Here is a 14,118-nt window from a genome sequence, read left to right on the forward strand (position 1 = left end):
ATAATTTACATACAGGGGGAAAGTAGATGACACAACATAAAGAAGAACAGATGAATGAGGCATTAGCATTATTTTATTTTGCATATAAAACATTTACTGAAAAGCCAGATGAAATTATAAAAGAATATGGCATTCAACGAGTACATCATCGAATTTTATTTTTTATCGCACGTTTTCCAGGGATAAGTGTAAATGAGTTATTATCACTATTAGAAATAAGTAAACAAGCTCTCCACGGACCGCTACGTCAACTTGTGGAAAAGGGCTTAATTGAGAGTAATGAAGCTATGCATGATCGACGTGTGAAACAGTTGTCTTTAACAGAAAAAGGTACAGATTTAGAGAAAAAACTGAGTGATGTACAAAGACAACAAATGGGTGCTATTTTTTCAAAATTTGGTGAATCATGTGAGGACAATTGGCACCAAGTTATGAATGAAATGGCAAATAGCCGATCAGGTTTTGATGCTTGGATAACGAAACGTGAACTACCAGTCGATCAAAAATAATGAAAAAACTTCTGTTTTTATCGTTTGAAAAAGAACAAATTTTATCCATACATTTGGCAACTATGATTTGGTCATAGAGTGAATGGATAAAAAGATACATTACTAGATACTTTATACGTGTACGCAATGGAACAATACAATTCACATTTCCGAAAGGGGAATTATAATGATAAAACTTGTACTTATTCGTCACGGACAAAGCTTATGGAATCTTGAAAATCGCTTTACTGGATGGACAGATGTTGATCTATCAGAGAATGGATTAAGTGAAGCGAGAGAAGCAGGAGCAATATTAAAGAAAAACGGATATACTTTTGATGTGGCTTATACATCTGTATTAAAACGCGCAATTCGGACGTTATGGATTGTACTTCATGAGATGGATCTTACTTGGGTCCCAATACATAAATCTTGGAAGCTAAATGAAAGACATTATGGTGCATTGCAAGGGCTGAATAAAGATGAAACTGCACAAAAATATGGTGAGGAGCAAGTTCATATTTGGAGAAGAAGTGTTGATGTAAGACCACCGGCTCTTACTGAAGACGATCCTCGATATGAAGCGAATGATCCAAGATATAAAACACTCAAAAAAGGTGAATTTCCATTAACTGAATGTTTAGAGGATACGAAGAAGAGAGTACTTACTTATTGGCATTCAGAAATTGCGCCGACATTAAAAAGTGGTAATAAAGTAATTATTTCATCACACGGTAACACAATTCGCTCGCTAGTAAAATATTTAGACAACCTTTCAAGTGATGGTGTAGTTTCATTAAATATTCCCACTAGCATTCCGCTTGTTTATGAATTAGACGAAAACTTACGTCCGATTCGTCATTATTATTTAAGTATGGATGGAGAAGTACCTGAAGGGGAAATTCCGAAACATATTTCTTTTTAATACGAAAATTTGAAATGAATGCTTGTCTACATATACAATATAGACTCATGGTAAAGTGAAATTTTAATCAGTGGGGGTCTTACTGCCCACAAATAACAGGATAAAAGACGTGGTACTTTCTAATATATATGCGATGTAGCTAATTTTAGAAGCTTGTCCACGTCTTTTGTCATAAAGAGAGCAGCTTGCGCATGTAATGATATCGTGAGTAGTTTTTGAATGGAGGGTGATGTGATTAATGATCTCTAACATTCGAATTGGCTTATTTGTTTTAGCGATTGTCTTTGTAGTCCTTGTTTTCTTTTATTGGAAAAATGAGGAGTTGTACGAGGAGAAAAAGCAACGTATTAGAAAGACTTGGTATGGTTTGTTTATCATATCTGTCACCGTGTATTTCATGATAAAAGGAATTGATTTAACCCTCTGGAAAAATCTTTTAATGTTTACTGCAATGGTTATTTTTGTTGATATTGCGTTCATTTTAACACCTAATATTTCAGAAATATGGGGTGCGAAATTTAGTGATATTGGCAAGACAGTTCAATCAATAAAACGATCATTAATTGCATCTAAAGCGAGAGGAGAAATATACACGACAATTATTCAAAATGTTAATCCCTCAGTATTCGGTACGATGGAATGGCATACGGAAGAGGAATATACAAAGAGCTTAAATGCATTTTTAGATTCATATGGGGAAAAGATTGGTGCGAAAATTGTTGTTTTTGAAGCCGCGAAGGAATTAAATACAAACTTTCGTGGTATTCGCTCGCAATTTAGTATTATCGTTCCGTTAGAACATATCGAGCAATTGAATGAGCAGAAAGCGGTGCAAGTAGAAAATGTCGGGATTATACCAGCAAAAATAGTAAGTGACGTTTTCATTGTTATTGATGGAAAGAAAAATAACCTGCAAGATCGGGATTTTGAAAATGTATATAATTTAACAATACATCATAGTTATTTTAGTAAATAAGGACAGAATCTTTTTCTGTCCTTTTCTTCTATACATAAATTAAAAACAAAATCCGACAAAGTTGAATAAAATTGGACAATCATTCCTACACTAGCATGTAGAGGTGATTGTAGTGGTAAAAGATTATGACAATGATTTTTTTAAAGAAGATAACGAAGATACAACAGATTTCTCTTTAATAAAAGGGGATACGTTGCAGCAAGTAGAAGAATTAGAAGAAGAATTAAAAAGAAAATCATAAGTGTACACTCTTTCTACATTTGCTATATAATATAAATAAAAGGTTGTATCTTTTTGAAAAGGGGGAGAAGAGATGGCTGAAGTCAATGTGCAAAAGTCTTCGTTTTTTAAAGAAAAAAAAGAAGAATCAAATACAGATTTCTCTCTTGTGAAAGGTGCATTAACGGAGAATATAAATCGGTTAGAGAAACTGATGAATAATAGTAGTTCAAAATATATACAGGTGAAAAGAACAAAAGAAAATGCATAGAGCATTTTCTTTTTTTTTATTTAATAGTAAACTTTTCTCTTATTTTTTCAGGCAAATCTGCTTTCTGAATCTCTTCATAGGACTTTACTTCAATTGATGATATTTCATTTTTATTATTATCATCTTGATCTACATAAAGGCGTAAAAACGCGTCTGCATTTAATTTATGATTGTTTTCTTTTTTTGTACTTCTAAATGTAATTTGTTTTTTGACGCCATCTTCATCATATGCGGGCAGCGTATAGTTTCGTAAGTTTCTACCATCTACCTTTTCGATAGTTCCTTCGCCTTTTATCTGCATGTAATATACATCTTTACCAATTCTATTTAGTGACGCTCTCTCACAGCCAATAGTAAAACTAGAAAATAATAAACATAGTGTAATAATTGCTAAAAACTTTTTCATTTTCTTTATCTCCTTTAATGTGTTTCTTTAAAAAGTATACGGCTATTATTAAATGAGAAAAATCGATATAGATTACAATGCCCTTACAATGTTGTAAGAGTGTTTTACATAAAATGAACAATAAAAGTTAAAAGAAAGGTAAAATAATGAATCATGGTATAATGATAAAAGACTTACATACTATTTTTTCATTTTGAAAGGAGCTTGAAAAATGTATTCTACTTTAGAACAATTAACAAAGCACCCTGTATTTTATCATTTTGCAGAAATTTCAAAGATTCCTAGAGGATCAGGTAATGAAAAGGAAATTAGTGATTATTTAGTGGGCTTTGCAAAAGAGCGTAACTTAGAAGTCATTCAAGATGAAGCATTAAATGTCATTATTAAAAAAGAAGCAACAGCTGGTTATGAAAATGTACCAGCTATTATTATTCAAGGTCATATGGATATGGTTTGCGAAAAAAATCAAGCAACAGTACATGATTTTGAAAAAGATCCAATTGAATTAAGAATCATTGGGGATATGTTATATGCAAATCAAACAACTTTAGGTGCTGATAATGGTATTGCAGTTGCGTATGCATTAGCTTTATTAGATTCAAAAGAAATTACGCATCCAGCACTTGAAGTCGTTATCACTACTGAAGAAGAAACGACAATGGGCGGGGCTTTTGCTATTGATCCAAATCATTTTGAAGGAAAGATATTTATAAATATTGATTCTGAAGAAGATCATAAATTACTTGTAAGTAGTGCAGGTGGTGCGAAAGCTGTTGAAACAATTCCCGTAATTTGGGATGAAACGCCAGCGAATATGGATGCATACCGTCTATATGTTGGTGGTCTAAAAGGCGGACATTCTGGTATGGAAATTGATAAACAACGCGGTAATGCGAACAAAGTATTAGGACGAGTATTACGTGATTTATCAGCACATACGGAGTTTAACATAAGTGAAGTTCACGGCGGATTAAAAACGAATGCAATTCCGCGTGAAAGTGTAGCTACAATTTTAATTCGTACAGAAGATGTAGGACAAGTAGAAGAAAAACTAGAATCATGGACACGTGTATTACAAGAAGAAATGCGTGCTGTTGATCCAGATGTTCATGTTACACTGACAAAGTTGGATGAAAAAGTTGAAAAAGTATTTGCTAAAGAGACACAAAAGCAGCTTATTTCATCATTATTCTTAATTCCAAATGGCATTCAAAGTATGAGCATGGATATTAAAGGTCTTGTAGAAAGCTCAACAAATTTAGGCGTTATTGAAACGTTGCAAGATGAAATTAAATTACGTAACGAAGTGCGAAGTTCTGTAAGTAGTTTAAAACAACATGTTGCAGAAGAAATCAAATATATTGCTGAATTAGTTGGTGCTACATTTGAAATAGAGTCAGAGTATCCAGAATGGCCATACAATCCAAACTCACAAATTCGTAATTTATTTGAAAAAGTGCATCAAGAAAAATACAATAAAGAAATTGAAATCTTCGCTGTGCATGCGGGGATTGAGTGTAGCGCATTCGTTCAAAAAATGCCTGAATTAGATGCAATTTCATTCGGACCAGACATTTTTAACGTCCACACTCCAGATGAACATATCAGTATCTCTTCTGTAGTGAATAACTGGGGATTCTTCATTGATGTAATGAAGGGTACAAAAGAATTAGCTAAGTAATAACGACGAAATAAAAAGGAGCCTATAAAAATTTATAGGCTCCTTTTTTGTATTGGAATTTATCCCGCTATTTGCAGAGCAGCCCGATTGGTTTAACTAACAATCAGTGGGGGATGAATAAAACCACTACTGATCAAAGTTTCACTTTATGAGAAGTCATTTTTCGTTAGTATGTAATATTAAGCTTGAACAATTAATAAGGATGAATTGTTGATGTTTTTTAGTACTGATGAAGGGGTGGAGAAATGAAGGGAAGAAAGCATTTTATTGTTTGTATGTTTTTATTGTTCTTCACATTTAGTTTTATTGGTGTTCAGAAAATAATAGCAGAGGAAGTTGAATTTACAGGAACAACAGCTCCATTGAATGTAAATGTTAGAGAGGCAAAAAGTTTGAATGCAAATATTGTAGATGTGATTCCCGGAAATACAAAAGTATCTTTTAAAGGATGGGAGTATGGTGAAGCGGTTAAAGATTACTGGACAGGAAATTTAGATAATCGTTGGTTTTATTATTTTAAAGATGGAAAAAAAGTATATGTAACGTCAGCGTATATTAATGGAAATCCTCCAAATACATCAATAGATCGTAAATTATCTGTACCTAACATATTACAAGAAAGATCAAATTGGTGTTGGGCAGGCACTTCGGTTTCAGTTTTAAATTATTTTGGGAAAACTCCTTCACAAGATCAGTACGTTAGGTATGTTAAGGGTGGATCATATAATAATCCTGCAACTTCACGTGAAATACAATATGGATTATCGGGATATGGTGTTAGCTCAGCTATAAGTTCTGGAGCAAAATCGTATGATTGGTTCAAAAGTCAAATTAATAGTAATCAGCCGATGATTGCACTCATTATGTGGCAAAATGGAGCTAACATCGGACACTTTCTAGTACTTGATGGATTTTATAAAGGGACAAATGGAACAGATTATATAACGTACATGGACCCTTGGTATGGTGATCATTATAATCATAATTTCAGTACGTTCCATAACAATAATAATTTTTGGTGGAGTGAAACTGTTTATAATATCCATGCAAACTAATAATATTAAAAGCGGGGGTTCATAAATGGGAAAACTACTTAAGCTTGTGATACCGTGCATGTGTTTAATGACCGTTATTATTTTCGCTAGTAAAATTAGTTATGCATCAAAAAATAAAAGTGAATCGGTACAATCGATCGCATTAAAAGATTATCAATATAGTAAGGGAAGTTCTTCTGAAAATTTAAGCTTTGAAAAAATAACAACATCTCCATTTTCATTACCAATCTATGAAACAATTCCAGCACAGCAAATTTTAAATAGCTCTGAATTTAAGCATTTACTATTACCAACAAATGAAAAGTTGTGGTTTATTATGAAGGGTGAGCAGCCAGAAGGAATGATTGTTGCGAATGATATTGAACCGATTCGAACGGGCGGAGAAAATAGAAGTAAAGATTTATACGGATTATATACAGCAATAAAGAATAATACAAATGAAACAAAAGATATTAGTTATTTCGAATTTGAAGGGCAAGGAATATTGGTAGTAAATCAAAATAATGATCAAGAAATATACCTTAGTAAAGGTGCCGCTGCCATATTAAAACTTCCTGCTGGTCAAAAAGTATTGAGCATTGAAGTAATACAGAAAATGAAAGAGAGAATTGTAACTGCTTTTGAATAGTTAAATATAAACTGAATAAACAAATTAATAAATAAATGAATATGTATTTAATATGAAATTTCATGTACTGTATTATTTTCGAAAATAATACAGTACATAGTATAAAAAGGATAACAAAAGAAAAGAGTGTAAGATTTTATGAAAAAATGATGATTATAGTAGAAATAGTTGATTCTTACTTGTTTTGTATAAAGTTCGATTCAAATTACACTTCACATTTAAAATATTTAAATAATTCAAACGGAAAAGCTTGACCTTCACACTATGTAAAGGTTTACAGTAAGACAGAAAAGGAGGTTAAGAAATGAAAAAAATAACGAATTTGTGTATGAGTGCTATACTAACCACATCTATTTTCAGTGGTTATGCTCTAGGGAAGGGGATTGAGAAAGTTCAGGCGAAGGAAATTGAAAAAACGCAAAGAAAAGATATGAAGAAAGTAGAGGTGCGAAAACAAGTAGGAAAGTATACAATACCAGATGAAAAAAACAAACATGAAGGAACATGGCTACAATGGCCTCATGAATTTACATATGGGCAAAAATATCAGCAAGAAGTAGAGCCAATTTGGATTCAAATGACAAATGCTTTAAGTAAAGGCGAAAAAGTTCATATTGTTGCATATGATCAAGAAGAAAAAGAAAGAATTACTGAGGTTTTAATAGATCACGGGGTAAATATGGGGAAAATTGATTTCTTTATCGCACCTACTGACGATGTATGGGCGAGAGATACTGGACCAATTTTTGTTTATGATAATAACAAAAATCTAAAGATATTAGACCCAGGATTTAACGGATGGGGAAAGAAAACACCATATAAGAAAGATGCTCGTCTTCGTGAGAATCTTAGTAAACAGTTAGGAATTGAAAGAATTGATTGGAATAAATTTGTTCTTGAAGGTGGCGCATTTGAATTAGATGGTAATGGAACTGCTTTACTAACTAGAAGTGCTGTGACGAATAAAAATAGAAATGCAAAATTGTCAGAAAAAGATATTGAAAAATATATTAGTGACCTTGGGGTAACAAATTTTATTTGGCTAGATGGAGTACCTAACTTAGATATTACTGATTTTCATATTGATGGATTTGCAAAATTCCACGATAAATCTACTATTATAACATTAAACAAAAAAGATTTAGCTGAATGGGGAACGTCTGAAAAAGATATTAACAAGTTGTTGCAGGCAAAAGATGCTGAGGGGAATAAGTACAAGTATGTATATCTGCCGCTAAGCAAGAATAATGTTACATTAGAAAATGGGAAGCAGCTTGATTATAAAGGTTCATATATTAATTATTATATAGCGAATCAAGTTATCTTAGTTCCTAACTATAATGATCCTAATGATAAAATAGCAAATGAGATGATTCAAAAACTTTATCCTGATCGTAAAGTTGTGGGAATTGATGTAAGAGAGCTTTATAAAAATGGTGGTATGATCCATTGTATTACTCAACAACAACCAATTAATTTAAAATAATATATTTATAGTGTTTAGAGAAGTTTTCTATTTCTTATGAGAACCTGTTTATCCATAGGATAGGTAAAGATGCGATGGCATTTTTACCTATTTTATTGTATTTTTTATCCTGCATTAACGGGTAGCTCGAATGATTAAAGTTTCACTTTATAAGTTAAGTATACCTTTCCTATAAACTGAAGAAATCCACCCTTTTTGAAAAAAGCTTAATCAAAATGGATGGATTTTTTACATTAAAAGCTATACTTGCTGTTTCTGGTACAATCAGTCTTACTAAAATATCTAAATACAATCTATATTTTTTCTTTTAGCAATCCATACATGCCCATCACCTTCAAAATACAGAATTACCTTAAATAATAAAAGTTCAGCGGCTTTTCTGTTTTTATTTGTAACTGAAACACATTATACTTGGCCAATTATTGTGCAACCTTTTCAAATAAATGATTTTTTTTATTTGAAAATAAGGGTGCATCTATAAAACCATAATGGTAAACTAAAATACCTAATTCCACTCTAGAATTAATATGCCATTTTTCTTTAATATGATTAATTATCGTTGAAATTCTTCGAGGGGTAACATATATTTTTTTTGAAATTTCTACATCTGTAAATCCTTTTGCTACATAAATAGCCACTTCTAACTCTCTTTCGGTCAACATTCTTTTCATAAAATACGCTCCTTCGAAATTATTTATATAAAAATCAAAAGAAACTATTAAAAGAAATAAAGGTGAAAAATCATATTTAGTTCTTTTAATTTCGCTATTTGCGGGCAGTAAGATTCCCACCTCAAAATTTAGCTGTGGCAAAGAAATCGGACTCCCTGAAAAAGCCTGCCTGGAGTGGACTAATAATCAGTGATGATGAATAAAACTCCCATTGATTATTAGTGAATCTTATTGTAATAATTTCTCGTATTGTGATTCAAGTTTGCAAAAAACTATAAATCCATATAAATAGTAATTGTAACTATACTAATTTTACATTACATTAAAAGTTGGAAAATATTCTTATACTCATAAAGTGTTACATTTGAGGGGGGAAAGATGGAATTCTACAATCTTGGTATTATTATTAAAGAACTTAGAAAGAAAAAAAATATGTCACAATCTGAATTATGTCATGGCATATGTTCACAAAGCCAAATTAGTAAGATAGAAAAAGGTATTATTTATCCATCTAGTATATTGTTGTATCAATTATCTGAAAGACTTGGTATTGATCCAAATTATATATTTGCGCTAACGAAAAACAAAAAAATAAAATATATTGAAAATGTAAAATGTGTAATGAGAGATTGTGTGAAACAAAAAGAATATAATGAGCTTTACGAAATAGTGAAAAAAGAGAAAAACGAAAATAATTTCCAATCAAAAGAAGATAAACAATTTCTATTATGGCATGAAGCGATTGCTATATATTATGTAAATGGAGCAACAATTAATGCTTTTGACATTTTAAATAGAGCACTAAAACAAACCTTAAGTAGTAGTAACTTTTTATCAGAAAAAGAAATAAGCATAATGAATTCAATTGCTATAATACATGCAGAAAATGAAGACTATGAGAAAAGCATAAATATATTAAAACAAAGTTTAATTAATTTTAATAAGATAGAATTCCCTAGAGAAAAAGAAATCAAATTAAGACTCATTCATACGTTAACAAAATGTTTACACCTTGCAAATCAATATGAAGAAGCAATAAAGTATAGTGAAATAGGCATAAAATTAGCTATAAATATGAATACTTTATACTTATTAGGTGAATTATTTTTTGAAAAAGGTGCAATTTTATTAAAAGTTCAGCACTCTAATGAAGTTGGTTTAACATACATAAAAAAGGCATTATTTATATTTGAATTAACAGAAAGAAAACAATATATAAAAATGATCAGGGATAAATATATTAAAAATCAAGAATAAACAAGAAATAATTCTAACATAAGTTATCCCTAATTGGTATTTATTTCTAAAAAAAGTACTGTAATACGAACTATTCCTAATTGTTATTTATTGCTAAAATAAGTACCGTAATATTAGATAAAAATAAAGGGTGGCATTTTATGAAAACAAGAGGGATTACTCGTAAAGCAGATAGCATGGGGCGTATTGTTATTCCAATGGAAATAAGACGGAGTTTAGGAATTGTAGAAAAAGATTCTCTTGAAATGTTTATAGAAGAGGACCAGATTATTTTACGAAAATATCAATCACCAAGAGCTTGTGTACTTACAGGGGATATTTCAGACAGCAATATTTCGTTAGCGAATGGGAAGATTATTGTAAGTCCAAACGGGATGGAACTGTTAATAAAGAAGTTACAGCAATATCTTTTAAAATAAAAGGTAAGTAAGAAATTTAAAATAGAATATACTTGGAAAAAGGTCCTCTATCACCATTTAGGGGACCTTTTTATTGTTATCAATAAAATTGAGAGGCCGTAGTTGGTTCAATGAAATACGAATTACCTCATAAATAGTCTGACTATTTTTTATAAAAAAACTATTTATTTACATTTTTTGGTTTCGTGTTATATTTTTAGTGTCAATGTATTTATCTTGAAAATTCTGATTTTAAACTCAGGAAAAATTTAGAAAATGAAATACTCTTACTTGAATTGAAAATCATATAAACATAGTTTGAAAGTAAAGTATGAAAATGAATCAGATTTTCAAATTAAATTTGCCAATTTAACGGAGATTCGTGGGGGAAATGTGACTAAGAAGAAATCTCTTATACTCCACGTTTTTTATCTGTAAATTGGTAGTTCTAATAGCTTTGAAGAAAAGCAAAGGAGCAAAAAAAGAAGTAGGTAGTTCATTTAATAGAAGATATGGTGTGAAAAAATAAAACAACGGAGGTTTTATAATGAATAAAGGAATACTGCAGATTACAGAAATTGAAGAAATTAGCATTCCTAATGTATTGAAGGATAAAATCAAGAATCTGATAGAAGATGAATTGAAAACTCATAATCCTTATACTTGTGATCAAGAAATAGCAGCATATTTTTCAAAAGAGTGGCTTAATTGTTTGATTGACTATTCAAAGGAAAATTCGAATTCAGATATGAAAAACCTACTACATATGATAAAAATAGCGAATTGTGGTGGGAACGTACCACCTACTCTTATTAAAAATATTCCATGTGATCCTATGGAAACCCTATTACCTGCGGAGAATCGCAAAGGTTTTAATTATGGCGAAGACGAACACGATAGAATGAAAAAATATTTTTATGCAGAATGGGTCACATGGCTTTTTGCCACACTTTTTAATTATGATGCTTTAATTCACCCATCCGAACATGCAGGGAAAAATAGATTTCACCTCATTTCCCCTTTGAACAACGATGAAGTTTTGCGAAATGTCGGTGCAAGCACCGGTGGTGGGAACTTTTATCAACATAACGATGCCACAGTGTATACAGATATGAAAGACCAATCAGATATTGAAGCAAGATTGAAAACATTCAATACGAATTTAGAAATTGTATCAAATAGACTTAATAAATCCGTGGAACAAATAGTGTCTGAAATTACTTGTGGAAAATTTACTAGAGTTGATGCTCTTTTATTAAAAGGAGTGTTAAATTTAAAAACTCAAACTCATATTGGAACGCCAAAATTACTTCAAAAGCATCTTGAAGAAAATCACTTCAGTAAAGATGATATATTGGCGATAAGTAAAATGCCTATTGCTCATATCGCAGGAATGGCGGATGGTGAAATATCTGGATTTGTAGGGGAAATAAACCAAATTATATTTTTGGATGATAATGGTGATATTATTGCAACTTGTTTGAATGGAGCAGAAAATAGATTGATTTATGTGGGAGAAAGTGAAGAAGAAAAATTGAAATTTGACATATTTTTAGAACTCTTACGAACAACGCCCACTTATAAGGTTCCACTTACATCTGAAGATTTAATAATTATTCCAAATTCATACTATGATAAACAAACAAATGTAACTCATGGTAGGGAAAGGTTATCTGAGGAAGAATATAAAATCCCGATTGGAGATAATAAGTACGGAAGAAGAATTGTTTGCAGGCAGTACGTTTCCAGCCGATTACGTGATCAGAAAGAAAGTTACTTTACAGATATCATTAACTAGTTTAAAGAGAGGAGGGGCGATGGGGAGGTTTGGGTTATAATAGCTCAAGCCTGCCCCTATTCTTTGTATGGATTTTACTATTGAATTACTCATACTACTATTTTTAGTAGCTGTATTAGCAGGATGGATAGATACAATTGCTGGGGGCGGTGGTATGATAACTATCCCGATAATGTTATTAGTAGGTATGTCTCCTTCTGTAGCGATAGCAACTAATAAACTACAAGGGAGTAGCGGAACCCTCATGGCAACAATGATTTTTATTAAGAAGAAAGAAATTAATCTCAAAGATATGCGTTTGTCCATCTTAATGACCTTTTTGGGATCCGTTTTCGGTGGATGGCTTGTTTTACAGATACGGGCAGAATATCTAATTATGATATTACCTTTTTTACTTATTATTATTGGTCTTTATTTTCTATTATCTCCAAATATAGCAAACGAAGATCGACCGAGAAAAATAAGTATGTTGTTGTTTGCGTTAACAGTGGCTCCGTTACTTGGATTTTATGATGGTTTCTTCGGCCCTGGAACAGGTAGCTTGATTGCTTTAGCGTTCATTCTCTTATGTGGATATAGTGCTACACGGGCAACTGCAAATGCTAAGATTTTGAATTTTACAAGTAATTTCGCTGCTTTGTTGTATTTTATTATTTTTGGCCAAATCGATTGGACAATTGGATTGATTATGATGCTTGGTCAAATTATAGGATCATATATTGGGGCGAAGATGGTGCTTACAAAAGGGACGGCATTAATACGACCAATAGTGGTTATTGTTTGCTTTGTCATGGCAATTAAAATTTTTTTGCAAAATATAAACTAAATGTAATCAATATATTATTTGTATCAAAGTTAGAGTGTTTTCATGTTCTTATTGCAGTATTACGCTGTTTAAGATGTGTTCAAAATTACACAATTTGACTAGTGTAATGTATTGCGTTATGCTTTTTTTAGTATAAAAGAAAGGCTTGAAGATAATGATTCGTCGTTTGAGAAAGCTAAAAAATGTAGCTGTCGTAGTAAGCTTCTAAGTAAATAGCAAAATATATAATACTTAGAAGCGAGGAATAAAGTTATGAAGTATCCATTATTTAATCATTGGTCAGAAACAAAGTATATAAAAGATATAGTAACAAATCCACTCATTGAAGTGGGAGAGTACTCCTATTATTCAGGCTATTATAGTCATCAAAATTTTGAAGATGGCTGTGTAAGGTATTTGTGGGGGGATGCTAAGTCTCAAGCACTTTTCAATCCAATTGAACAGATGGGATGGCATCTTGATAAACTCATTATTGGGAATTATGTTTGCATTGCAAGTGGAGTAGTCATTTTAATGGGTAGTAACCATAATCATCACTCAGAATGGATTACAGTATATCCATTCGCTGAGAAAATTGAACAATCATATGAACCTAAGGGTGATACAGTCATAAAAAGTGATGCTTGGATTGGAATGAATGCTATAATAATGCCTGGCGTTACTATTGGTGAAGGGGCAATTGTTGCTGCAGGATCTGTCGTAAGTAAAGATGTTCCGCCGTATACAATAGTTGGTGGAAATCCTGCTAAGGAAATAAAGAAACGATTCACTGATACAGAAATAAACATGTTAATGGAAATGCGTTGGTTTGATTGGGATAGGAAATTGATTGAGAAGGCAATTCCGCTGTTATCCAGTCCATCCATCGAACCATTATTTGCTTTTTATAAAAATGAAGTGAAAAATAAATAAATCAGTTAGAAAAACTACATCCAGTATAGGGTGTAGTTTTTTTATTACAAAAAACTAATAGTTTAGACTAAAGAAAATTCATCTCTAATATAAGTCTAGCAAATAGCTGAATTGAGTAATT

General features: G+C 31.5%; 16 protein-coding genes. 14 read left to right on the plus strand and 2 right to left on the minus strand.

All coding sequences use genetic code 11. From position 1 onward, the window contains the following. Positions 1-26 precede the first annotated feature (26 nt). The 5 genes from ACUXVC_RS12355 (at position 27) to spoIISB (ending at position 2,879) form a co-directional block, all read left to right on the plus strand. On the plus strand, positions 27-509 hold the full coding sequence (locus ACUXVC_RS12355; RefSeq protein WP_000191889.1) for a MarR family winged helix-turn-helix transcriptional regulator: 483 nt from the start codon (positions 27-29) through the stop codon (positions 507-509). 166 nt (positions 510-675) lie between these two features. Further along, positions 676-1,413 (plus strand): 2,3-diphosphoglycerate-dependent phosphoglycerate mutase, encoded by a 738-nt coding sequence (gene gpmA, locus ACUXVC_RS12360; RefSeq protein ID WP_446026103.1) that lies wholly within the window; start codon positions 676-678, stop codon positions 1,411-1,413. Between the two features lie 238 nt (positions 1,414-1,651). Further along, a complete protein-coding gene (locus tag ACUXVC_RS12365; RefSeq protein WP_000624982.1) occupies positions 1,652-2,389 on the plus strand; it encodes a type II toxin-antitoxin system SpoIISA family toxin in 738 nt (245 codons plus the stop codon). Positions 2,390-2,501: 112 nt separating this feature from the next. Continuing rightward, positions 2,502-2,630, plus strand: a complete 129-nt coding sequence (locus ACUXVC_RS12370; protein WP_000237818.1) for a hypothetical protein — start codon at positions 2,502-2,504, stop codon at positions 2,628-2,630. A gap of 72 nt (positions 2,631-2,702) precedes the next feature. After that, positions 2,703-2,879: a stage II sporulation protein SB gene (gene spoIISB, locus ACUXVC_RS12375; protein WP_000852629.1), complete on the plus strand. Its 177-nt coding sequence runs from the start codon at positions 2,703-2,705 to the stop codon at positions 2,877-2,879. Positions 2,880-2,895: 16 nt separating this feature from the next. On the opposite strand, the gene ACUXVC_RS12380 is transcribed toward spoIISB, so the two are convergent. Continuing rightward, entirely contained in the window at positions 2,896-3,285 is a 390-nt protein-coding gene (locus ACUXVC_RS12380) for a YxeA family protein (RefSeq protein ID WP_000713869.1), read from the minus strand. 211 nt (positions 3,286-3,496) lie between these two features. On the opposite strand from ACUXVC_RS12380, the gene pepD reads away from it, so the two are divergent. From pepD to ACUXVC_RS12400, 4 genes are all read left to right on the plus strand, one after another. Beyond that, the gene (pepD, locus tag ACUXVC_RS12385; RefSeq protein ID WP_000287547.1) at positions 3,497-4,966 is read left to right on the plus strand and encodes a beta-Ala-His dipeptidase; all 1,470 of its coding nucleotides are present in this window, start codon (positions 3,497-3,499) and stop codon (positions 4,964-4,966) included. A gap of 245 nt (positions 4,967-5,211) precedes the next feature. After that, complete coding sequence (locus ACUXVC_RS12390; RefSeq protein WP_086404181.1) at positions 5,212-6,021, plus strand: papain-like cysteine protease family protein; 810 nt, start codon at positions 5,212-5,214, stop codon at positions 6,019-6,021. Between the two features lie 25 nt (positions 6,022-6,046). After that, entirely contained in the window at positions 6,047-6,649 is a 603-nt protein-coding gene (locus tag ACUXVC_RS12395; RefSeq protein WP_086404180.1) for a hypothetical protein, read from the plus strand. A 304-nt stretch (positions 6,650-6,953) separates the two neighbouring features. Further along, positions 6,954-8,135, plus strand: a complete 1,182-nt coding sequence (locus tag ACUXVC_RS12400; protein WP_141241062.1) for an agmatine deiminase family protein — start codon at positions 6,954-6,956, stop codon at positions 8,133-8,135. 419 nt (positions 8,136-8,554) lie between these two features. Here the strand turns inward: ACUXVC_RS12400 and ACUXVC_RS12405 are convergent, their stop codons facing one another. Beyond that, a complete protein-coding gene (locus ACUXVC_RS12405) occupies positions 8,555-8,806 on the minus strand; it encodes a response regulator transcription factor (protein ID WP_029442321.1) in 252 nt (83 codons plus the stop codon). Positions 8,807-9,184: 378 nt separating this feature from the next. Between ACUXVC_RS12405 and ACUXVC_RS12410 the strand changes: the two genes are divergently transcribed. The 5 genes from ACUXVC_RS12410 (at position 9,185) to ACUXVC_RS12430 (ending at position 13,997) form a co-directional block, all read left to right on the plus strand. After that, on the plus strand, positions 9,185-10,063 hold the full coding sequence (locus tag ACUXVC_RS12410; RefSeq protein ID WP_000397973.1) for a helix-turn-helix domain-containing protein: 879 nt from the start codon (positions 9,185-9,187) through the stop codon (positions 10,061-10,063). A 140-nt stretch (positions 10,064-10,203) separates the two neighbouring features. Beyond that, positions 10,204-10,482 (plus strand): AbrB/MazE/SpoVT family DNA-binding domain-containing protein, encoded by a 279-nt coding sequence (locus tag ACUXVC_RS12415; RefSeq protein WP_048656312.1) that lies wholly within the window; start codon positions 10,204-10,206, stop codon positions 10,480-10,482. Positions 10,483-11,008: 526 nt separating this feature from the next. Continuing rightward, positions 11,009-12,259 (plus strand): hypothetical protein, encoded by a 1,251-nt coding sequence (locus ACUXVC_RS12420; RefSeq protein WP_446026104.1) that lies wholly within the window; start codon positions 11,009-11,011, stop codon positions 12,257-12,259. A gap of 67 nt (positions 12,260-12,326) precedes the next feature. After that, positions 12,327-13,085, plus strand: coding sequence for a TSUP family transporter (locus ACUXVC_RS12425; RefSeq protein WP_029442323.1), 759 nt, complete (start codon positions 12,327-12,329; stop codon positions 13,083-13,085). Between the two features lie 252 nt (positions 13,086-13,337). Beyond that, positions 13,338-13,997: a CatB-related O-acetyltransferase gene (locus ACUXVC_RS12430; protein WP_095690905.1), complete on the plus strand. Its 660-nt coding sequence runs from the start codon at positions 13,338-13,340 to the stop codon at positions 13,995-13,997. Positions 13,998-14,118: the final 121 nt, after the last annotated feature.

The sequence above is a fragment of the Bacillus sp. N6 genome (assembly GCF_052805735.1).

Excerpts from the sequence above, each read along its gene's own strand:
- ACUXVC_RS12355 (WP_000191889.1), top strand. The coding sequence starts at position 27 with ATGACACAACATAAAGAAGAACAGATGAATGAGGCATTAGCATTATTT.
- gpmA (WP_446026103.1), top strand. The coding sequence starts at position 676 with ATGATAAAACTTGTACTTATTCGTCACGGACAAAGCTTATGGAATCTT.
- ACUXVC_RS12365 (WP_000624982.1), top strand. The coding sequence starts at position 1,652 with ATGATCTCTAACATTCGAATTGGCTTATTTGTTTTAGCGATTGTCTTT.
- spoIISB (WP_000852629.1), top strand. The coding sequence starts at position 2,703 with ATGGCTGAAGTCAATGTGCAAAAGTCTTCGTTTTTTAAAGAAAAAAAA.
- ACUXVC_RS12380 (WP_000713869.1), bottom strand. The coding sequence starts at position 3,285 with ATGAAAAAGTTTTTAGCAATTATTACACTATGTTTATTATTTTCTAGT.
- pepD (WP_000287547.1), top strand. The coding sequence starts at position 3,497 with ATGTATTCTACTTTAGAACAATTAACAAAGCACCCTGTATTTTATCAT.
- ACUXVC_RS12390 (WP_086404181.1), top strand. The coding sequence starts at position 5,212 with ATGAAGGGAAGAAAGCATTTTATTGTTTGTATGTTTTTATTGTTCTTC.
- ACUXVC_RS12395 (WP_086404180.1), top strand. The coding sequence starts at position 6,047 with ATGGGAAAACTACTTAAGCTTGTGATACCGTGCATGTGTTTAATGACC.
- ACUXVC_RS12400 (WP_141241062.1), top strand. The coding sequence starts at position 6,954 with ATGAAAAAAATAACGAATTTGTGTATGAGTGCTATACTAACCACATCT.
- ACUXVC_RS12405 (WP_029442321.1), bottom strand. The coding sequence starts at position 8,806 with ATGAAAAGAATGTTGACCGAAAGAGAGTTAGAAGTGGCTATTTATGTA.
- ACUXVC_RS12410 (WP_000397973.1), top strand. The coding sequence starts at position 9,185 with ATGGAATTCTACAATCTTGGTATTATTATTAAAGAACTTAGAAAGAAA.
- ACUXVC_RS12415 (WP_048656312.1), top strand. The coding sequence starts at position 10,204 with ATGAAAACAAGAGGGATTACTCGTAAAGCAGATAGCATGGGGCGTATT.
- ACUXVC_RS12420 (WP_446026104.1), top strand. The coding sequence starts at position 11,009 with ATGAATAAAGGAATACTGCAGATTACAGAAATTGAAGAAATTAGCATT.
- ACUXVC_RS12425 (WP_029442323.1), top strand. The coding sequence starts at position 12,327 with ATGGATTTTACTATTGAATTACTCATACTACTATTTTTAGTAGCTGTA.
- ACUXVC_RS12430 (WP_095690905.1), top strand. The coding sequence starts at position 13,338 with ATGAAGTATCCATTATTTAATCATTGGTCAGAAACAAAGTATATAAAA.